This is a genomic window from Asaia sp. As-1742 (genome assembly GCF_011753235.1).
GTDB lineage: Bacteria > Pseudomonadota > Alphaproteobacteria > Acetobacterales > Acetobacteraceae > Asaia > Asaia bogorensis_B.
In genome coordinates, this window is the sequence record NZ_VWWA01000002.1 from 70674 (window position 1) to 92040 (window position 21367).

General features: G+C 58.9%; 20 protein-coding genes. 16 read left to right on the top strand and 4 right to left on the bottom strand.

Annotated features, from left to right (window positions below; genetic code table 11):
* Positions 1 to 127 precede the first annotated feature (127 nt).
* From F3J08_RS03045 to F3J08_RS03060, 4 genes are all read right to left on the bottom strand, one after another.
* A complete protein-coding gene (locus F3J08_RS03045; protein ID WP_166928399.1) occupies positions 128 to 1738 on the bottom strand; it encodes an efflux transporter outer membrane subunit in 1611 nt (536 codons plus the stop codon).
* Positions 1735 to 2916 (bottom strand): efflux RND transporter periplasmic adaptor subunit, encoded by a 1182-nt coding sequence (locus F3J08_RS03050; protein WP_062165401.1) that lies wholly within the window; start codon positions 2914 to 2916, stop codon positions 1735 to 1737. The genes F3J08_RS03045 and F3J08_RS03050 overlap by 4 nt, the downstream gene beginning before the upstream one ends.
* Entirely contained in the window at positions 2916 to 6080 is a 3165-nt protein-coding gene (locus F3J08_RS03055) for an efflux RND transporter permease subunit (protein ID WP_166928400.1), read from the bottom strand. Before F3J08_RS03055 ends, F3J08_RS03050 begins: the two co-directional genes overlap by 1 nt.
* Positions 6081 to 6550: 470 nt before the next feature.
* Positions 6551 to 6943: a helix-turn-helix domain-containing protein gene (locus F3J08_RS03060; protein ID WP_122040433.1), complete on the bottom strand. Its 393-nt coding sequence runs from the start codon at positions 6941 to 6943 to the stop codon at positions 6551 to 6553.
* Positions 6944 to 7050: 107 nt separating this feature from the next.
* Between F3J08_RS03060 and F3J08_RS03065 the strand changes: the two genes are divergently transcribed.
* The 16 genes from F3J08_RS03065 (at position 7051) to F3J08_RS03140 (ending at position 21360) form a co-directional block, all read left to right on the top strand.
* Complete coding sequence (locus tag F3J08_RS03065; RefSeq protein ID WP_166928401.1) at positions 7051 to 7386, top strand: hypothetical protein; 336 nt, start codon at positions 7051 to 7053, stop codon at positions 7384 to 7386.
* Positions 7387 to 7450: 64 nt separating this feature from the next.
* On the top strand, positions 7451 to 7945 hold the full coding sequence (locus tag F3J08_RS03070) for a hypothetical protein (RefSeq protein WP_166928402.1): 495 nt from the start codon (positions 7451 to 7453) through the stop codon (positions 7943 to 7945).
* 555 nt (positions 7946 to 8500) lie between these two features.
* Entirely contained in the window at positions 8501 to 8938 is a 438-nt protein-coding gene (locus F3J08_RS03075; RefSeq protein ID WP_166928403.1) for a hypothetical protein, read from the top strand.
* The gene (locus F3J08_RS03080; protein ID WP_205206691.1) at positions 8925 to 10250 is read left to right on the top strand and encodes a phage terminase large subunit; all 1326 of its coding nucleotides are present in this window, start codon (positions 8925 to 8927) and stop codon (positions 10248 to 10250) included. The genes F3J08_RS03075 and F3J08_RS03080 overlap by 14 nt, the downstream gene beginning before the upstream one ends.
* A gap of 79 nt (positions 10251 to 10329) precedes the next feature.
* Positions 10330 to 11703, top strand: a complete 1374-nt coding sequence (locus F3J08_RS03085) for a phage portal protein (protein ID WP_240149103.1) — start codon at positions 10330 to 10332, stop codon at positions 11701 to 11703.
* Entirely contained in the window at positions 11693 to 12130 is a 438-nt protein-coding gene (locus F3J08_RS03090; RefSeq protein ID WP_162922346.1) for a hypothetical protein, read from the top strand. Before F3J08_RS03085 ends, F3J08_RS03090 begins: the two co-directional genes overlap by 11 nt.
* A gap of 24 nt (positions 12131 to 12154) precedes the next feature.
* Positions 12155 to 13510 (top strand): DUF4043 domain-containing protein, encoded by a 1356-nt coding sequence (locus F3J08_RS03095; protein WP_166928405.1) that lies wholly within the window; start codon positions 12155 to 12157, stop codon positions 13508 to 13510.
* 19 nt (positions 13511 to 13529) lie between these two features.
* Positions 13530 to 13994, top strand: a complete 465-nt coding sequence (locus tag F3J08_RS03100; protein ID WP_240149104.1) for a hypothetical protein — start codon at positions 13530 to 13532, stop codon at positions 13992 to 13994.
* 50 nt (positions 13995 to 14044) lie between these two features.
* Positions 14045 to 14635 (top strand): hypothetical protein, encoded by a 591-nt coding sequence (locus F3J08_RS03105; protein ID WP_166928406.1) that lies wholly within the window; start codon positions 14045 to 14047, stop codon positions 14633 to 14635.
* A gap of 2 nt (positions 14636 to 14637) precedes the next feature.
* Positions 14638 to 15624: a hypothetical protein gene (locus tag F3J08_RS03110; protein WP_166928407.1), complete on the top strand. Its 987-nt coding sequence runs from the start codon at positions 14638 to 14640 to the stop codon at positions 15622 to 15624.
* A 117-nt stretch (positions 15625 to 15741) separates the two neighbouring features.
* The gene (locus F3J08_RS03115) at positions 15742 to 17232 is read left to right on the top strand and encodes a phage tail protein (RefSeq protein ID WP_166928408.1); all 1491 of its coding nucleotides are present in this window, start codon (positions 15742 to 15744) and stop codon (positions 17230 to 17232) included.
* Between the two features lie 3 nt (positions 17233 to 17235).
* Positions 17236 to 17661 carry a hypothetical protein gene (locus F3J08_RS03120; RefSeq protein WP_023979321.1) on the top strand — a complete coding sequence of 142 codons (426 nt, stop codon included), beginning with the start codon at positions 17236 to 17238 and terminating at the stop codon, positions 17659 to 17661.
* Between the two features lie 2 nt (positions 17662 to 17663).
* Entirely contained in the window at positions 17664 to 17981 is a 318-nt protein-coding gene (locus tag F3J08_RS03125) for a hypothetical protein (protein ID WP_240149138.1), read from the top strand.
* Positions 17982 to 19173: 1192 nt separating this feature from the next.
* Positions 19174 to 20043, top strand: coding sequence for a hypothetical protein (locus F3J08_RS03130; RefSeq protein ID WP_166928410.1), 870 nt, complete (start codon positions 19174 to 19176; stop codon positions 20041 to 20043).
* Positions 20044 to 20095: 52 nt separating this feature from the next.
* A complete protein-coding gene (locus F3J08_RS03135) occupies positions 20096 to 20296 on the top strand; it encodes a hypothetical protein (protein ID WP_035440173.1) in 201 nt (66 codons plus the stop codon).
* A complete protein-coding gene (locus F3J08_RS03140; protein WP_166928411.1) occupies positions 20293 to 21360 on the top strand; it encodes a hypothetical protein in 1068 nt (355 codons plus the stop codon). Before F3J08_RS03135 ends, F3J08_RS03140 begins: the two co-directional genes overlap by 4 nt.
* Positions 21361 to 21367 lie beyond the last annotated feature (7 nt).

Below are 21367 nucleotides of genomic sequence, written 5' to 3' on the forward strand. Positions count from 1 at the left end.
TCCGGTGGGTTTTGCGTCTGATTTTCTGGATTGTGCTGGTCGGGCAAGGCGTCAGGGTGAACTTGCTATTCCGGAAGAGGGGCCCCGGCGTTGTCGTGAGGCGGACAACGCCGAAGGTGATCAGGGTTTACTGGTCGTACATCGGGCGAAGGGATTTGCCCGTTGCAGCGGCAGGCGCCTGAGGGGCGGCGCTGCTGAGATTTTCGAACTGCTCGGGATGCTGTGAGATATTGACGCCGCCAACGGGCTGCGGGTGGTGCAGATCGTCATATTGCAGCGGTGTGATGGAGAGCGTCTGATCCATCGTGGGCAGGAGCTTGACGTTCCAGCCGCCGCCAAGGGCGCGGACCAGACCGATATCGGCCTGGTAAAGACGCGTGGCTACCTCGATTTGATGGATGCGGGTTTCCAGCGTCTGGACCTGGGCGAAGATGGCTTCGAGATACGTGCCTACACCGCCCTGATAGAGCGTCATGGTCATGTTCTGGGTCGCCAGGGTCGCATCGACGGCTTTTTCGAGCGTACGATTTTCCTGATCGAGGCGGCTGGTGCGTGACAGGCCGTCTTCCACTTCGCGGAAGGAGTCCAGCACTTTGCTGCGGTAGTTATCGCGTGTCTCACGATAGGCCGACCAGGCATGTTGGAGTTCGGCGCGTCTCATGCCGCCCTCAAAAATGGGAAGCTCGAACGAGGCGCCGTAGGACCAGAGCGAATTGGCCAGATTGGCGAGATCGAAGCCGTTCTGGGCAAAGCCGCCACCCGCCTGAAGCGAGATGTGCGGGTAGAACGCGGCACGGGCGATGCCGATCTCGCGATTGGCCTGAGCCATCTCGCGTTCGGCGCTCGCGATGTCCGGGCGGCGCTGAAGCAGCTCGGACGGGACGCCGGCGGGAAGGCTGGGTTGACGGAAGCCCATGACCTGCGTCGGTGCGATGTGAAACGACGAGGGTGAGGCATTGGTCAGGATGGCGATGGCGTGCTCGGTGACTTCACGGGCGGCCTGCACATCAAGCTCGGCGGCCTGTGTCGAGTAGAGCTGCGCCTGGGCACGGGCCACGTCGAGGCGTGGGGCAGCCTGGTTAAGCAGCTGGTTCTGCGTGATCTGCAGAGCCTTCTGATAATAGCCGATCGACTGGTTGTAGATGGCGATCTGCGCATCATAGCCGCGCAACTGCACGTAGTCGGAAGCAAGCTCAGCCTGAAGGCTCAGCCGTGACATGGCGAAGTCGGCGGCTTTTTCCTGTGCGTACTGCTTCTGGGCGCGCACATGGTTACGGATGGACGACCAGAAATCGGGCTCCCAGGAAGCCAGCCCGTGATACTCCTCATCCGTCTCGGTGATGTTGCCCTTGTAGCGGAACAGGCGGTCTTCGGACTGCTTGTTGTCAAAGGCACCGGCACCGAGTGCGAGATGGGGTAACAGCTCCGAACGGGCCTGCACCACGAGGGCGCGTGCCTGAATGAAGCGTTCGGCTGCGGCCTGCAGGTCGGCATTGGAGGTTGTGAGCGTCGCTTCCATCTGGTTGAGAAGCGGGTCGTTCAGCAATGTCCACCAATCTGTGGGCAGTGTGGCATCAGCCGGGGTGGCCGTGGCGAAGGGGCCCTGGCCGTGCCAGCTGGCTGGCACGACGAAGGTGGGCGGCTTGTAGGTTGGCGCAAGGTCACAGGCTGACAGACCGAAGGCTGTCAGAACCGTGCCGCAGGCCAGAGCCAGCTTCTTGATCTTGCTTGTGGTCATTCCGAGGCCCCGAATCCGGACTGGTTGTAGCCACGCTGGGGTGTGGTGACGTTGACCTTGTCACCTTCCAGCAGGTCGGCTGGCGGGTTGGCGATAATACGATCCTTTGGCGAGATGCCTGCCTGTATTTCGGTTGAGGTATCCGCCATGCGGCCTACGACGACGTTCTTGTAGTGGACCGTGTTGTCGTCATTCACGACGACGACCTGCATGCCTTTTTCCTCGAAGACGAGGGCGGAGGTCGGGACCTCGAACAGGTGGGCCGTTTCGTTGTGGGCCTTGAGCTCGACTGAGGCGAAGGTGCCGGGCCAGAGAACCTCACCGGGGTTTTCCATGGTGAATTCCGAGGTCACGGTGCGGGTGTTCGGGTCATAACCGCGTGCTGTGGTCAGGAAGCTCGCGTGGAACTTCTTGTCCTTGAACTGGGGCACGCTGACATCGGCGGTGATGTCGGGCTGGAGGATATAGGAGAACACTTCCGGCACGGACACGAAGAGGCGCAGCTTGTGCACGTCGGCCACGGTAAACAGTTCGGACGCTGCACCTGTGCTGTTGAGATTGCCGCCACCATCATGGACGTAATCGCCCACATTGATGCTACGCGACGTCACGATGCCATCGAAGGGGGCCACGATGGTCTTGAACTTCTCGAGGGCCGCGAAGTGATCGACGTTGCGCTGGGCGGCATCGACCTCGGCCTTGGCCGACTGCTCGTTCGCATTCGATACAGAGACCGACTGGCCTGAAACCGATTGCGACTTGCCCATCGCGCGCCAGCGTTCGGCTGTGACGGCGGCGAGGTGGTACTTGGCGAGTACCGCATTCAGGTCCGCCTGAGCCTGGGCGTACTGCGCATCCAGCGCGGGTGCGTTGATTTCGGCCAGCGCATCGCCGGCCTTCACATGGGCGCCGTAATCCTTGAACCACATCTTCACATAGCCTGAGACCTGCGGATAGATCGGCGCCTGATACCAGGCATCGATATTGCCGGGGAGGGTGAGGGCCACCTTGTCAGGCGACTGGATGGGGTTCAGCACCGCGACATTCGGGATGGCGTTCTGTGCCGTTTCAGTGGCGAGGGCGTGATTGTGGTGGACGCGACCGACAACGAGGGCGCCGACCCAGAGCGCGAGGACGCATCCTCCCGCAACAGCGATGATCTTGGGGGAGGTGGCCATTAGACGGTTTCCTTCTGGCGGGCAGAGCGGTTGTGCAGGATCGCGTAGACGCAGGGCACGAAGAGCAGGGTGGAGATTGTAGCCACGATCAGGCCGCCGATGACGGCGCGACCGAGCGGCGCATTGGTGGAGTTTGAAGTGGCCATCGGGATCATGCCGACGATCATGGCGAGCGCGGTCATGAGAACCGGACGGATACGACCGTACCCGGCCTCGATGGCGGCGCGCAGCGCATCGCCATGAACCTCGAGGCGCTCACGGGCAAAGGACACGACGAGGATCGAGTTGGCGGTGGCCGTACCCATGCACATGATGGCGCCGGTGAGGGCCGGAACCGACAGGCGGGTGCCGGTCAGGAACAGGGCCCAGGCAATACCACCCAATGCGCCGGGAAGAGCCGTGATGATGATGAACGGGTCCAGCCAGGACTGGAAGTTCACGACGATCAGCAGATAGATCAGCACGACGGAGACGCAGAGGCCGAAGACGAGCTGGACATAGGCACCATGCATGGTGGTGGCCTGACCGTGGACATCGACCGCTGTGGTGCGCGGCAGGTTGGGCGCATCCTTGGCGATGGTGTCGTTCACGGCGTCGAGTACGTTGCCCAGATCGGTGCCTTCGACGTTCACGTAGATGTCGATCTCGGACATCGAGTTGTAGTGCGAGACCTCGCCCGGCGTGCCGGTGGGTACGACATTGGCAATGGCGCCCAGAAGCTGCGTCTGGTCGTTGGGGTTGCCGTCACCCTTGTCGATGGGAACCGTGAGCAGGTCGTTCAGGTGAGTGAGCTGGTCCTGCGAAGTGTAGACGTTGAGCGGGAAGGTCACGTTATCGACCGGATCGAGCCAGAACTGGGGATCGACCACGCCGGAACCCGCGAGGGTGAGCAGTTCGTTCGTGGCGAGATCGTTCTCGCTTAGACCGGTTGCCTGACTGAAGGTACGGTTGCCATTCACCATGAGGGTGGGGGTGGACATCGTCTGCTGGATCACGACATCGGCCGTGCCCGGGATCTGGCGGATCTTGCCGATCAGGTGCTTGGCGTAATTGTAGTTATCCGAGACGCTGGGGCCGGAGAGCTGAATGTCGATCGGTGCGGCCGAACCGAAATTCAGGATCTTGTCGGTCAGGTCGGCAGGCTGGAAGGTGAACACCGTGCCGGGGAAGCGTGCCGAGAGATCCTTGCGGAGTAGGGCGCGGTAATCCCACACGGGTGATTCCTCATCCTTGAGCGCAATGGTCAGATCGCAATCCTGCGTGCCGATGGTCGGCGTGGGGATAAAGGCCTGGTTGTGCGGACCTTCAGGCAGGCCGCAATTGGAGATGATGTTCTCCACCTTGCCCGGCAGGAGCTGGTTGATGCGGTTATCGACCAGGGCGGCAATGCGGCCTGCGACTTCGATACGGGTGCCGAGCGGGGCACGCATATGCATCTGCAGCGAGCCCGATTTGACCTCGGGGAAGAAGTCACGCCCCGCGACGCCATAGAGACCCAGCGAAGCAATGGAGATCAGCAGGAACACGCCGACAAACATGCCGCGACGGGCCACGCAGCGTGTCAGCAGCGTGTTGTAGCCTTCGCGGAAATTGTTGAAGCGGTGTTCGAAGCCACGCTGGAAGCGACCGAAGAAGCCCTTGGGCGCCGGGGCACGGTCGTCATGACCGTGGGCGTGGTGCACCTGACCGGCGAGGAGGAACTTCGCCATGGTGGGCACAAGGGTACGCGACAGGATGAAGGACGCGATCATGGCGAACATGATGGCGAGCGCCATGGGCATGAAGAGATAGCCCGCGACCCCGGACAGCTCGAAGAGCGGCAGCCACACGATGCAGATGCAGGTGGTGGAAACGAAGGTGGGGATGACGATCTGGTTGGCGGCGTCGATGATGGCGAGTTCGAGATCCTTGCCCATTTCGAGATGGGTATCGATGTTCTCGATCATCACCGTGGCGTCGTCGACGAGAATACCGACGGCGAGGGCAAGACCGCCAAGGGTCATGATGTTGATGGACTGACCCGCCCAGCCGAGCCCGATGATCGAGCAGAGAATGGCAAGCGGGATGGAGGTGGCGATGATGACGGTAGAACGCCACGAACCAAGGAACAGCAGCACCACGATGCCGGTCAGGATGGAGGCCGTGATCATTTCACGGACCACGTCCTTGATCTGCTCCTTCACCATGACCGAGGCATCGGCCAGGATGGAGACCTGAACGTCCGGGGGCAGGATGGCGCGCAGGCGTGGCAGAAGGGCCTTGGTGGCGGAGACCACGTCGAGCGTCGAGGCCGTACCACCCTTCTGGGTGATCATCTCGACCGCCTGACGGCCCTTGACGAGCACGAGGTTGGTCTGGGGATGGCCGCCGCGATACACATCGGCCACGTCACGGATATAGATGACAGCGTTACCAACGCGCTTGACCGGGATGGCCGCGATGTCTTCCATCGATTCCGGCGCAGCGTTGGTCTGGACCATCCAGTCCGTGGCGTCGATCTTCTGGTCGCCTGCAGGGAGAACGATGTTCTGTGCGGTAAGCGCTGCCTGCACATCGGCAGCCGAGAGGTGATGGGCGCGAAGCTGCTCCTGGTTGAGAGACACCATCACGAAGCTGTCCATGCCACCATAAGGATGGGCGACGACGGCGCCGGGAACGGTGGCAAGGAGCGGACGAACACGGATGACGCCGAGTTTGAACAGATCGGAAGGTGTCTGTTTTTCGGAGGTGATCTGAAGCGCGATGACAGGAACCTGTGAGGGATCGAGCGCGACGATCATCGGGGCCGGCACCTTGGGCGGCAGGCCGAGGAGAATCGTTTGTGAAATGGCTGTCACTTCCGCTTCAGCCGTGCCGACAGGTGTGCCAGGCTGAAAGTAGATGTTGACGATCGAACGCCCGTAATAGGAGTTCGACTCCATATGCTCGATGTTCTGCACAGTCGTCGTGACTGCCAGCTCGAAATTATAGGTGATTCGCCCGGCGAATTCGTTCGGCAACAGACCGGGATAGGTCCAGATGACCGAAACGACAGGCACCTTGATCTCGGGGAACACGTCGGTTGGCGTCTTGAAGATCGACATGATTCCAAACATCAGAATCAGGATCGAAAAGACGACAAAGGTCAGGGGCCGCCTTAAGGCAGTTACGACGATGGCGTTCATGAATTCATGCGCTCTCTTCTCGTACGAAGGGAAGATGCCTTACGGCAGTTTATGTTGTTTCATTAATCTGAATTAACATTAACAAAATGATAGCGTAGTGTCGACGCATGTCATTACTTATTCAGACCAGACATCTACGGATCGTATAGGCGCTGACATAAAATGTCGCATAAATGTTGTTTTAGAAAATTGTTCCATTGCGCCGTTTGGTGAGTTTTGTGGCAAATCGCCACAACGATTTCTTGACATTATGGCTTAATGCCATTAATAACACGTTAATCGTCCAGAAGTCCCCGGACTTCAAGGCGCAGCTGGTCGGTTGGCACTGATCAAAACGCAACGGCGCGAGGTGCAAGGAATAGTATAGGACGGGGACCGTTCTTAATTTGTTCTTGCTGCGTCCCGCTTCAAGCGCTGAAGCTGCGTACGAAGAAGGCTGATTTTCTGGATGTGCAATAACAACAAGGACATCAAAAATGGTCCTCATCTTGTTTCCTGGGCGGCTCTTGCCTGTCGAAAGGCGTGTTTCTGTCCGTGTGAAACGCCTTGCCCTGCTGCTGGAGCACCAACTCTGGGTGCAGAGCCGCCAAGCGAAGAGCCATCTCCTCATCCGTGCGACCGTTCAGAACGCCTTTTAGGAGAAAATCGGTTGAAACCCGCAGGCGATTGGAAAGTGACATGATGAGGAACACGCTTGGAGCACGGTCGCCTTTCTCGATCTTGTTGAGCGTCGACGCGTCCACGCCCAGAAGGCGTGCGCACTCACTCTGATTGGGAAAGACGAGTTCTCTCGCCCAGGAAATTCGACGCCCGATGGCGCGTTGGACGATCGCGAGCGAGTCAGGGCGTTTGTGTTTGGCCATGAGGCATTCATAGCAATGGCTCATTGCCAAATCCAGAGGGTATTTGCGCGCCTGCCTATGTTTGGAATGATGGCATTTAGCCATATTTTTTAGGAAGAGGAAGGGGCATGACAGTCGTTCTGACAAAACCACGCAGAGCAGCGACAGGAGCCGAACTGGCGCGCATTCTCCAGGCCTTGGACCATGATGCGTCAGCCGGTCGGAAAGTGTCGTCGCCCAGACAGGGAGGGCTTGGCGCAAGGTATCGAATGATGCCGGGTGGCGCTGATGAGAAGCCCTCCCTCAGGCCACGATATAGCGCAGCAACACTTGAGGATGGGCGTGACGATACAGGCGCCCTGCGCGCGGGCCATCAGGTGAGCTGGGGGGCTTTGTGGGGAGAGGACGAAGCGCCTGTCTATGATGAGGCGCGAGCAAATCCGGCGGTGAGTCAAAAAGCCTGAGGCGCAGTCCAGTCGTGGCGAACGGGCATTTTGATTATCGGTTGCGGGTATCGAAAGCATAGACATGAAAAACCAGTTGGAACAGGCGCACGACAAAAATGCGCCGACACCGGAGAGAATGCGCCGCCATCGTTTCCGGAAAGAGGGTGCGGCGTTACGTCTATGGACGACGGTTGCACGGTTGCGCGATGCCGGGGACATAGGCGACGATGAGGTCGCGGCCGCACAGCGCTGGCGCGCCGAATTTGATTATGCCGAACGCGGCGTTGTGGAGACCTCCTTATCCGACTATCCGGGCGAGAAGGGTGATATCCACACCTGGATGCTTGGGCGCGGCAAATGCGCTGCGCGATTGCGGCGGATGCGTGAACTGATGGGGGATGGGCTCCATAGTCGGATCGAGATGCTTCTCGTCAGAGAAATGCGCTTTTCCGATATGGCGCACCTGATATTTCCTGATGACACTCGTGCTCAGGCTAGAACCAAGACCGCCGCGCAATGTGCCCTCGCATTGGAATGGTTATCTGAATACTACAAAAATAAAAACTTGCAAAAATAAGTATATAGTTCTATAAAGATTGCATAATGAAATAGATGAATGAAAACCAACGCCGATATCAATGTCGGGGATGTGGTGGTTTGCAGGAATAATTTTTTTATCGTTGTGTATGGAAGGCAAGAGGACGCTGTTCTCTGTCCTCTGGTTGTCGCCTCCGACCTGTCTCATCGGGCTGATTTGCCGCTGAATCTGGGCGATATTGCAGATGCAAATCTGCCGGTCGCGAATATGCGCGTTCGTGCAGTGCCGTGTCTACGCAGGTATTTATCCCTTGCGAGGATTGGATGCACACGCCCCTCGTGTCTGGCTCGTATCAGGGAGCGCCTCAGGACAGAAATGGCACAATCTGATCGAACCAGTGCATGGCCCAGAGGGCTGTGGCACTCGAGGCGCTTACCAACCAATGCACTAAAGACGTGAGTTTTAGACTGGCATTGCGATGAAATGGCGTCTTCTGCATTGCCCTGTTCATACTTGGTTCGCAACGAAAGCCTGAATAACACATACCGATATCTGCAACTGCAATATCTCCTGAATTCTTGCAACGGAGCTGAAATGGACATTAGACGCGCCGTTCGGGGACGGCCCAAAGGCAATGTCCTGCAGAGCGTCTTTCTCGATCACCTCAGGAAGAGCGCAAACGTTTCGGATGCGGCACGGGCCGCGGGAATTGATCGCAAGACGGCCTATAACTGGCGCCATAGCGATGAACTGTTTTGTGAGAAATGGAAGCAGGCGCTGGAGGAGGCGACAGACCTTCTGGAGGCCGAGGCCAGGCGAAGAGCCATCCATGGTTACGAAGAACCGGTGCTTTATGGGGGGCGGCTTGTTTGTGATGCCGAGGGCAATCCGGTAACGCGGACACGCTACAGCGACGGGTTGTTGCGTATGCTGCTGCGGGCGCATCGCCCGTCGAGCTTCAGGGATGCGCCGACAAAAGGCGATGGACCCGAACCGGAGCTGACCCTGGGCGAGGGTGATGACACGCTCTGAGCCGCGTTTTGCGCTGACACCTGTTCAGGAAGAGGCCAATCGCCTGCTCGGAGGGAGGGCCCGCCACATTTTTCTTCGCGGAGGATCGCGCTCGGGCAAGACATTTATACTGATCCGGGCGCTCGTTGTCAGGGCTTTGCGGGAGCCACACTCACGGCACGGCGTCTTCAGACATCGTCAGAATGCGCTACGGGCCAGCATCATCCAGGATACGTTTCCCAAGGTTATGCAATGCTGCTTTCCAAAGCGTCGATACAAATGGGACGGGCAGAGCAACAGGATCCTGTTTCCCAATGGGTCGTCTATCCTCTTTGGGGGGCTGGATGACTCGGCACGGACAGAGAAAATTCTCGGGCTGGAATTTGCGACGATCTATCTGAATGAAGCCAGTCAGATAAGCTATGGCGCTAGGAACATGTTGCTGACGCGTCTCGCACAGCGTTGTGGATTGACGCCGCGGGAATATATCGACGCCAATCCGCCCGCGACCGATCACTGGTTATACGCCGTTTTCGAAAGTGGCATCGAGCCACGGTCGGGGATGCGTCATGCGGACCCCTCGCTTTATGCCTCGATGGTCATGAACCCTGAGCAGAACCGGGCCAATCTCAGCGAGGCCTATCTGGGCCAGCTGGATGCACTGCCCGAACGCGATCGGAGGCGTTTTCTGCTGGGGGAGTATCAGACCGTTATCGAGGGTGCGCTTTGGCGGGTCGATATGTTTCAGCGCGCTGAACCGGTTTCTGATCAGCATCGCGACGCCCTGCTTGGGCAGATGAAGCGTGTCGTCGTGGCGATTGATCCCTCAGGGGCCTCCGGGCCCTCGGATCTGGGTGCGGACGAAATCGGTATTGTTGTGGCCGCCATCGACCACAATGGGATCGGGCATGTGCTGGAGGACTGCTCCACACGTGACACGCCCATGGGGTGGGCACGTCGGGCCATACAGGCGGCAGCGCTCTGGCAGGCAGACAGGATTGTGGCGGAACGCAATTTTGGTGGGGCTCTGGTGGAGGCGACGCTCCGAAGCGTCGATCCCAGGGCTGCGCTCAGAATGGTGACGGCATCGCGTGGCAAGGCTGCGCGCGCCGAGCCCGTTGCGGCGCTCTATGAGCAGGGACGTGTGATCCATCATGGGCGCTTTTCGTCCCTTGAATCGCAGCTTTGTCTTTTCTCGAACCGAGGTTTTGGCGGGGCAGCCTCGCCCGATCGCGCGGATGCGCTGATCTGGGCGCTGAGCGATCTGATGATCGAGCCTCAGGCAGCGCCGGGCCGTTGGCAGGACCGGGGGTGGTTCAGTCTTTCACGATAAGGGAGGTTACATGGATTGGGTGGCGCTTCAGGGACGATATGCCTCTCCTCCTGGTTTTTCTCCAAGGACGCTGCGGCTTTTGGCCCTGCAAAGGGTTCTGGATGGAACGCAGTATGATGTTCTGCCCTATCCTTTTGCGACGGAGCGTAATGCGGCGGGAGAATATATCCCCCTATCCCAGCGGAGACCCTCTGTACGGACCAATCTGTGCAGGACTGTTGTCGATGAAGCGGTCTCGCTTTTATTTGGCCATACGCATTGGCCGCTTGCTGTCTCCAGCGAAAAGGCGACGGCGGATGCTCTGAACCGTTTTGCCTGTGAGGCTGGTCTGGCGTCACTCATGACGCAGGCGGCGATACGTGGCTCGGTTGGGTCAGTAGCGCTCTGGATCGAGCTTGTTGGCTCCAGACCGATGCCTCGTGTGCTTGAAACAGCTTATTTAACGCCTGAATGGGATCGTGTGGGTGCCTTGCTGCGTGTGACCGAACGCTATGTCGTGACCGGGCAGGCGTTGCAGCAAAGTGGTTATGCTATCGCGCCTGAGCGTGCGGCCATGCGCTTCTGGTGGCACCGATGCTGGGATCGCGATTGTGTGCGGGTTTTTGTGCCCCATCCCGTCGATCAGGAGGGGGATGCGCCACTTGATGCAGAGCGGTCGCATCATCACGGTTTTGGCGTGGTGCCGATTATATGGATCAGGAATTTCGGCGGGGCTGGTGGCGAGGCTGAGGGGGAATGTAGCTTCGAGAAAGCGATCGATACGGTCATTGAAGCCGATTATCTGCTTTCACAAGCCGGGCGGGGGCTGAAATACGGCTCCGATCCGACGCTCGTGCTCAAGACGCCGGACATTCCCGAAGGCATGGCACGACAGGGAGGGGCGGCCTCCGCCCTGACCCTGCCGCCTGAAGGCGATGCCAAGCTGCTGGAAATCAATGGCGCTGCTGCCGGTGCGGTTCTGGCGCATTACCGTGAATTGCGTCAGCTGGTGCTGGAGCAGTTGCACGGTAACCGTATGCACGGCGATCGTCTGGGTGCGCCACAATCCGGCCGCGCCATGGAACTGATGTGTCAGCCCCTTATCTGGATGGCTGATCGTTTGCGTGGCGCTTATGGCGAGGGTGGTGTGCTGCCACTGTATCGCCTGCTCTGTCATCTCTCGTCGGTCATGCCCGAAGGGATACAGATCGGGACGAGAACCTATCGAAATCTCGATGCGGGGGGACTCTCCCTGCATTGGCCAGCCTGGTTCACTGCTGATGAATCGGAATTGCTGCCGCTCGCGCAGGGGCTTTGTGCGGCGCAGTCGGGTGGATTGCTGAGCCGTGAAACAGCGGCCCGGCTGTATGCCAGTGCTGCCGGCATTGCTGACCCGGCTGCCGAGTGGACGGAAATCAGGGCTGCAGAGGCGGCCCGAACAAACCCTGTAGGGGGAAATGGACATGGTGGATGATGTCGATGCGCTTCGCCTCTCTCTTGCTGAACTTGCTGCTGAACGGGATTCCCTTGTTCAGACGCATCAGGAGGAACTGGCCAGAGTAAAGGCAGCCGCACGCGATACTGTGCTTGCAGGGGCGCTGCGCGCTGAAGCTGCGCGGCTTGGGGCCTATGACCCTGATCTGGTTGCAGCACATGTCGATCGCGCTGCCATAACCTGGTCTGAAGAGAATGTGCCGCAGGGCGTGGAGAAGGCGTTGCGTGATGCGCGTGAGGCGCGACGCTTTCTTTTTCGGGAAACGGGACAGCGTTTGTCGGGCGAGGCGCAGGAAAGTGCCGGGATCGTACCAAAGCCGGCACCAGCCCAGGGACAGGATGCGCGCCAATTGCCCGCGCACGATTATGCCCTGCGCAAGCGGCAGTTTCTGGCTGGAATTATCTGAAATACGGGTCTGGGGTGAGTAGAGATGGGTATCGAGAATTTTCCCGAGCAGCTTCGCGCTGCCATTCAGCAGGGTTTTCTGGCACGTGAGTTCGAGACGGGGCTTCATTCCCGTCCTGGATTTCGGGCGATTGCGGATCGTGAGGTTTTTCCCAATGCAATTGGTGAGACGCTGACGAAAACACGCAAGAGCCTCAAATCACCTGTAACGACGCCGCTCCTGCCTTCGGGCAATACGAATTTCGACAACGGGCTCTCACCAAGTGGCTGGTCGGTCGAACAATACACTCTCAGTATCAATCAGTATGGCGATACGATTGATCTGAACATGGTCACGACTGGTGTTGGCATTGCCTCACAGTTTCTGGCCAATGCACAGACAAATGGCATGCAGGCCATGCAGTCGCTGGACCGCCTGGCACGCAATGCACTGTTTGGCGGCGTTTCTGGCGGTGTCGGTGGTTATCTGGGCGGTAATACGCGTGTGACGACAACGGCGACAGCGAAAACCACGACGGTTTCGGTCGATGATATTCGCGGCTTCCAGTTTGTCATCGTGTCCGGTCTTGTGCGGCCTGTCGGAGCAAGTGCAGGCATGACGGTGACCATTGGCAGCGGGGTCTACACGGTCAACGGTGCCGTTCCGGACGCTGTGAATGTCTCGACGGCGCCTGGTGGTATCTCCGGGCAGTTACAGCTTGCTGCATCGGCAACTGTTGCGGATGCCACGGCGGGTATGGCGGTTGTCGCATCGACTGCCCCGCTGGTTCTGCGGCCCAACGGCAAGGCGACAACAGCAGATCTCAAAAGGGCCGATGGCGATACGCTCGGGATCCAGAACGTGCTGGCTGGTGTCGCTTCGTTGCGACGCAATAACGTGCCCATGATCGATGGTGCGTATAATTGTTATCTTGATGATCTGCAGTTGCTCTCGCTCTTCAGGGATGCCGATTTCAAGTATCTCTATCGCGGCGCTTACGGGTCGGAGGAGTACCGGTCCGGGCAGGTAATTGAACTGCTGGGTGTGCGTTTTGTGCCGACGACCGAAGCGCCGCAGCAGGCCTCACTGGGTGGTGGGCCGATTCATCGTGCGCTGCTTCTGGGGCAGGGGGCTCTGGTAGAGGGGGACTGCGCCTGTGTGGGGCATTCAGATATCCCCGATGCCGAGCGGGCGCTTGTCGACATTGTGGACGGCGTGGCGATGGTCACCCGTGAGCCGCTGGATCGTCTGAAACAGATTATCGCGCAGTCATGGTACTGGATTGGTGGTTTTGCCCTGCCGACGGATGTGACGGCCGACGCATCCATCATCCCGACAGCGACCAATGCCTATCTCAAGCGTGGTGTGGTGATCGAGAGCCTCGGCACAGACGCTCTTTGATGAACCGGGAGGTCTTGCCATGTCGATCGGTCAGCCTCCGGCCGGACTTTCAGACGGGAGCGGTGTGATGGAGGATGATATGTCGTGTGGCGGCGTACCGCCATCCGGTGACCAACTCACCGATGAAGAAAAAACCGAAATCCGCCGCTTCTGCGGGTATGCAGCCCTTGGTGATGTCGGGTCGGGAGAGAGTTCCTGGCGGTTTTTTCAAAGCGCAGGAACGCTGGAATTCCGACTGAACACGCTTGCGCCACCCGAGCGCCGGCGCATGCGCTATTTTCTGGCGACACTGTTGCAAATGGAACGGGCGATTTCTCGTGCCTCCGACACACTGGATACGCAGGTGGCCTCGGTATGGACGCGTAATACGCGTGAATTATCCGAGCGCGTCAGATTGCTTGATTGGTGGCGGCGCAGGGTGTGCGGCTTTCTGGGTGTGGCACCGGGCCCCGACATGCAGGACCATGCTCTGATCTCCCTGTGACAGCGCGCGTCACCGCAGCAGAACACCTCAGAGAATTCGGGAGATGAACCATGCAAATGCTTCAGGAGCGTGTGTCGTCCGGGTTTGCGCAGGTTGCACGCCGCATCGGGCGCATGGGACGCCAATATCGGGTTACTGACCCGCTTACGCCGTTGGGTCATGCGGTAGGAGCCCCTTATCTGTGCCTTGATGTCGATGCGGGATTTCGTATGCGCAAGCCAAAGGGATGGGGTCAGGTCATGACTCTCGGGCTGAGCGATGCGCGGGATCTGGCTATCGGTGATTATATCGCGCTGGACGAGCGGTTTTATTTCGTTGCTGAATTGGAACCATGCAGGCCAGCACTCTTTGTCGCGTGCAATCGCGAGATATCGGTCATGGGGATGCGTGGAGCGGAGAGGCTGCTGGCCGATCGTTGCCCGGCCAGTCTGTGGATGACTGGTAAGGGCGAGGATCGGCATAGCGGTATGCCGGGTGCCATGCGGTCAGGAAGCTATATGCTGCATTTGCCGGTCATGCCGGGTTTCTGTCTGAAGCCCTATATGCAGGTCATGGACGAGAAGGGCGCGCGTTATCTGGTCGACACCGTCGAACTGTCGCAGAACGGAACCCGCGCGCTCTTATCCATGCAGCAGGTCTGATCATGGCAGGTGCTTTGCTTGTCGCGCGTGGGCTTGCGCTATGCTGTGCCGCGCGTTTCGCGCTTGTGGCAGAGCCTTCGACCGGCCTGACTCAGGGACGGGTGATATTCCGGGCCGGGGCTTTGATGCCCTCGGATCTGTTTGCTTCACCTTCGCTCAGGGAGGCGGTCAGCTACGTTACAGTGACTCTAGTTTCGGGGCGCTATGAACGCTTGCCTGTCCCTTTGGGTAATGTCTGGGCTGAAAGTTTCTATCTACCGCCTGATGTGATCCTGAACGTGCAGGGTCGTGTCGCGACGATTGCACGTATCGCCGGCCGCACCGCGCCGGGGGTAGTATCGCTGCGATGGTCCAGGGATGACGGCTCGGATATTTCTGCCCGATATGTCGCTCAGGATCGGGATTCGGCGCAGGATATCGTGCAGGCGCTCGCCGCAGAAATGACTGGATGTGACGTCGAGGCAGGCACATTGCGTGTCTCTTCGGGGGCTCTTGAAGGCGCGGTGAGCGGGTATGCCCGTTCCACGCGTTTGACGCGGCGGCAGAGCCAGCTTTTCCGGGTGTCGATCTGGACGGATAGCGAGTGCACATGTGAGGCACTGGGCAGGCTTCTTACAGAACGACTCCTGCCTGATGACTGGTTGGCTTTGCCTGACGGGACGACTGCCCAGCTCGTTTTCGAGGGTGAAGAAGACCGGGATGCGATGCAGACCCAGAACCTGTTCCGTCGGGATGTGCTGCTGAGAGCGATCTGGGATGATCATGCTTCTGTCTGGTCACCCCGAATGCTCGCGGGCGGGGGATGGATGCAGGCAGGGGGGACGCAATTCCCCTTCGATGTGCCGCCCGATCTTTCGCGCGGTGAAACGCCTGTGGGCAGCCTGGATGCGCTGGCAGCTTTGGAAGACATGCCGATTGCCTATCGCGGCTGGCGGTTGAGGCCGGATGGGACAGTGATCGAGACGTCGTCTTTTGATGGATGTGGCTGACCCGAGGATCATTTTTCCCGGACTTTCGGCTTTGCAGTGTCTGCCTTGCGGCCAGGACTGCGTCGGATTGTTCGCCTACCGCAAGACGGTTTTCGAAAAAAACAGGAAGGAATGTTCATGCCACAACTCATACAGAGTGGCACGCTGAATACGGCTGCGCTCTCTGTGCCTGATCTCTATATCCAGATCGCGCAGCCCGAGACGCTTGTTATCTCGGGGGTTTCATCCGGGTTGCTTGGCCTTGTGGGGAGCGCGTCATGGGGGCCGAAGGACGTACCGACGATTGTCGGGAGTGTTGCGCAATGTCGTGAGATCTTCGCCGGTAAACGGGGTTGGGCGTCCAACCTGAATGTGGCGGTAGATATTGCCGTGCATCAGGGTGCGAACCAGTTTTGCCTGGTGCGTGTAACTGATGGAACAGACACGCCGGCGCGCGGCACCCTTGGTAATGCCCGTATCACGGCGTGTTATACAGGATCGGCTGGCAATGGGATTTCAGTTGCCCTGACAAAGCAGAGCTATCGTGACGGGATGTTTGTCCTGACGGTTGCTCATGAGGAACTGGGGGTTTCATCCTATACAGGCGGGGACTGGACTGCGTTGCAGGCGGCGCTTGCTGCCGATACCCGTGCGCTCGTACAGATCGACTTGTCGGCCGAGACGGCGATTGGCGATCCGGGCGTTGTGCAGCTTGGTGGTGGCGGTGACGGTGCGGAGCCGGGTCCGGGACGTTTTGTTGGCGCGTCGGATACCCGAACCGGGCTTTATGCCTTGACCAGTCAGGGGTGTTCGGTTGTCACCTGTGCGGGTGTCGGGGACACCACGATCATGGTGCCGATGTTGGGCTTTGGCCAGGATCAAGGGCTTTACGCTGTTGTATCGGGCCCGAAAAGCGAGACGTTGGCGCAGGCCGTCCAGACGAGAATGGCACTGGGGCTATCGTCTCACGCACTGAAATACATGCATGGCGACTGGCTCTGGTGGAATGACGACACGCTTGGGTTGCAGCTTGTCAGCCCTGCGCTTTTTGCAGCGGCAAAGCTGGCTGCGCTCTCGCCGGAACAGTCGGGACTGAACAAGCCCCTGACAGGGATTGTGGGAAGCCAGAAAAACGGTCTTGAGGCGACACGCTTTGGTTATACGCTGGCCGAGCTTGGGCTGCTGATCGAGAACGGCATTGACGTCATCTGCAACCCGTCACCGGGTGGGCAATACTGGTCGATACGGGCAGGCCATAACACTTCGCAGAATGTGGCGATCCAGAGCGATGCCTATACCCGCCTGACAAACTACCTGGCGCGCGCGCTTCAGGGGACGATGGGGCAGTATGTTGGCAGTGTGATCAACGATACACTGTTTGGTAATATCCGTGCCTCGCTTCTTGGCTTTCTCTCGGGCTTACTGTCGCAGAACATCCTCGGTGTCACAGGGGGCAGATTGCCTTATGCGGTGATCTGCGATGCGACGAATAATCTCACTGAGCGCATTGCGACGGGATATGTGCAGGCTGATGTGCAGGTGCAGTACCAGGGCATCAATGAGAAATTCATCATCAACCTGCAGGGAGGCGCTTCGGTGAGCGTCAGCACTGCCAGCGGGAGTGTGTGATTGATGGCGAACCCCTACAGTATCGGGCGGGATTGCAGGATCACGCTGCTTTGGAACGGGTCACGCATTGATTTGCGTGATGTGACCGGGTTCCAGTCAGAGCAACATACGATCATTCAGCGGGCCACGCCGCTGAATGGACTGCCTGTTGAATTCAATACGCCCAGCGGCTGGCGCGGGATTTTCACGATTGCCAGGGCCAATGCCAATCTCGACAGTCTGGTGGCAGCGATCGAGGCCGCTTTCTGGAATGCTGGCAGTATCGGGAGCGGAACGCTTTACCAGTATATCCGTGAGCCGGACGGCACGACCAGCACCTGGGAATATAGCGGTGTATCGCTGTCCTTGAAGACGGATCGCTGGCAGGCGGAGGGAATGATTCATCAGCATGTGCAATTCTATGCCTCGCTGAGGAGCAAGATATCTTGAGTATGTTGCCTGAGACACCGGAATTCGGTTCGGGGCGCAAGCTCAGCCTTTGCGAACTCGATCCGGGCGACATGCTCGATCTGATCGAGGCGGCGGGGAGCGCTGTGTCCGGACCTTCGGCATCACCCTGGCTGGCCTATGCACAGATGGTCTGTTCGGTTCGCGCCGTTGATGGTGTGCCGGTGCAGATGCCCCAGACCAAGGACGAGATCAAGGATCTGGCGCGCAGGATTGGCAATGATGGGCTTGCAGCATTGCAATCTGTCTATGACGGGGCGGTGCAAGAAAATGACGTCGTTATGGCGCCAGCAAAAAACTGACGCGGCACCCTGTTTTTCGTGAGACGCTTTATCTCGTGAAAAACGGGGTGCCGTGGTCGGTCGTCATGGGGTGGACACGGGCCAGACGTGTGGCCGCCTGCATTGTCATGGCAGAAATGGACGGATTCCAGTTTGACTGGGAGGCGTGCTGTTACCGGCAAGACCAAGCCTGATCACGCTGAGGGAAAATCATGCAGTTTCTTATGCCTGGATTCAGGGGCAAGGTCGGGGATGTATGGCTCTCGGTGCTGCGACGTTCGGGGGGAAGCCACTCGTTTGTGCCGCTGCGGCGCAGGGCCCTCTCGGCCCGGTCGAGCCAGTTACGCGATAGCCCCGCTCCGGCTTTTTTTCCTGCGGGAACAGTGTCGCGTTCTGTGCTGTCCTTATCCACCAGAGCGAGAAACACGGGGGTATCGCAGGCATCGGATGCGCGGAGATCGCGAGGGCTGAAAGTTTCCGACATTGCAGGGGCTCATCTGTTGCGCCCTCTCAAACTCCCTATTGGTCGCCCGGTCATGTCTGGGTCTGGAAGGGGTGTTGTTCTCTCATCTGTTATGCCGGTTCGTTCGGATATTCCGTCCTTCCGGTATTCAGATGCGGCAACGTGGCCTGTCGTGCTTTCTGCTCCTAAGGTGCAAAGCCGATCTGGCTTGATATCGTATGGGCATTTGCAGGGTATGGGTGCGCGGGAAACGCCGTCTGTGTCCACCGACAGGGGCGGTTTGACAGGTCATGCCGGGGTAGGCCTGCGAGTACATGCCAGGCGACTTGTCGGCGTTATGCCTCTACTTCCGGCATCAGGGACCGGGCCGAAAGGCCCGAGCTTTGATGCTGTGGCGCGGCAAATGCCTCACCTTGCCATTCGCTTGCCTGCAGGGCCGCGGAAGCGCGGCATTTCCGCAAGGCGACTACCGGTTTCTCGAGACAGGGGCCTAGCAGTTTTGCCACCTTTTTCCTTGCCGGGTGAGAAGGGGAGTTCTGTTGGCAACGGGGCTGGACGAACCGGAAATTTGCACCATGAGGAGGGGTGGGCCGCTGCCGAGCGATCGTCTCAGAATGATGGGCAATATCTGCCGATACTAAGCAGTATGTCCCGCACGCTATCCATGCGGAGTTACGGCGCAATGATTGATGAGATCGCCACGCCTCAATATCCGAATATGAGCATCGGGCTGATGTAGAAGGGTTACGCATGGGTGTGTCGCTACTCGAGATAGAAAATGCCCTTGGGGCGATAGGCCTGATCGACAGGTCAGCACCGGTCGTGCTGGGTGATCTGATCCTCAGTGGGGCGGAAGTCCCGGACGAGCTTGTGATGGGTGGCCGGCAATTGCTGGTGATCCATCGGCTTCTCGGTGGCGGCCGTGTTATCGATGCTGTCGGGAATGATCCCGCGCGACTGGTTCTGACCGGTCGCTTTGTCGGTCCCCTGGCGACGCTTCGGGCGAGACGGGTCGAGGCCATGCGTGAGGCTTCGCGAGCGCTTTCCTTCTCGGTTGCAGATTTGTCAGCCAAGGTTTGGATTGCCGAATTCACCTGGTCGTATCAGGCGCGGGGCACGATTTGTCCCTACAGGCTTGTGCTGGAGCGTGAAGCTTCGCCGCCCGCTATTTCCCTGAGCATTGGGGAAATAGCGGGGGCTGATCTAGGTAGCGGTTTGAGCACGATAGCGGGCCTGCTGGGGGAGATGTCGGAGGCTGGATGGGTTGGTACGACCATGCTGACCTCACTGACGGGTCAAATCATGCCGGTTGCGCAGGTTCTGGGCGCAGGTGGTGGGGTAGCGCGTGCGCAGGCTGCTCTGGGTAAGGCAAGCGCGCTCTGGCAGACGGCCATGTCTGTATCGCGGGTTCCAATAGCGGCAGTTTCGGTGACGGCGCCTCTTTCCGTTGCCGCTCGTGAACTGGGACAAGTAACGCAGGACGCTGGAGCGGCGATGGAAGCTGGCGCGGTGAATAGCGCAGGCGCTCTGTCTCTGCTTTCACAAAATGCCGGGGCCTCTGTTCTGGGCGTCGAGGCCGGTAGTTACGCGAACCGGGCACTGCGCACTCTGGCCGGTTGAAATCATGGCGTTGGGTATCGACCCGTCATGAATATGAATCGGGAGAATTGCGATGAAGATACAGGTCACGTGCGACGATGTGTCTCTTTTCCATCTGGCGGTCCGTTATTTTGGTGATGCCTTGCAATGGTGGCGGATTGCCGCGTGCAACGGGATGAGCGACCCGGATCTGTCCGGCTTTGAGGTGCCGGTGCAGATCCTGCTGCCGGATGAGGCGTCAGTCGGACAGACGGGAGGGTTGCCAGAGGTATGACGGGCAGGATCCGAAGCTGGCAGGTTCGACTTCTTCTCGATGGAACGAGCCCAGAGGGCGTGCATGTTTGCGGTTTCCGACTGCAATGCACGCGATATGAAAGGTGCGACACGGCGCACATCGTTATCGCCGCACAGGATGGATCTGCCCTCTTTTCCCGCCTCACCGGGCGAAGCGGTTTTGACAGGCCGGATATCGAGTTGCAGGTGATTGATCGCCTTGCGGGCGAGGCTGGATGGCGTAGCGTGTTTCACGGGGCACTGGACGCCATAACGCGAGAGAATGATCCGGTATCGTTTCGTCTGGAGTGTCGGGACTATCTCTGTTTTTTGCTGGACACGCGTCTCACACGCTCATGGAGTAATCAGACAGCTATCGAGATTGTGCAGCAGGCTGCACAGGCTGCTGGGCTGGAGTTTCAAAGCGACCTGAACGGGAACGATATCGCTGGTGATTATTATTGCGGGCAGTTCTGGCAACTGGAGCACAGACGTTTGTCGGCCAGTGCGCAGCATCGCTATCAGACGGCTTTCGATCTGGCTTTTTCGTTAGCGCGTGATCACGGCTATGAATGTCAGGCCCGTGGACGAGCAATTATCATCAACCGTCCACCAGATGCCGATAGTGGTCAGATTTTTGAACCGGACGGCATGACGATGCAGCATTTTCGTTATGATTTCGGTCTGAGTGGGGCGGTATCGGTCGGTGTGCGCTCATGGGATTCGCGCCAGCGGGCGAGAAGCGAAATCTTTTATGATGGGCAGAAATTTTCCACAGAGCCCCCTGCATCGGGTGCTGCGCTTTATACGTTTCGGGGGCCTGGTCTGCGCATGGACGATATCAGGCGATTGGCGCAGGGGAAGCACCGTCGGATCGTCTCTCATGCCTGTGAAGCCAGGCTCTCATTGCCAGCCATTGCGGGGCTTGAGCCGCGTCATTTCATGAAGCTGGGAGGAGAGATGATAGATCGACCAAGGACACTGGCGGTGGATGCGGTCGATCATTTTTTCGATCTCTCCCAGGGATATCGGCAGGAAGTCACGCTTCGGGACCGTATTTTCTGAAGGGGGT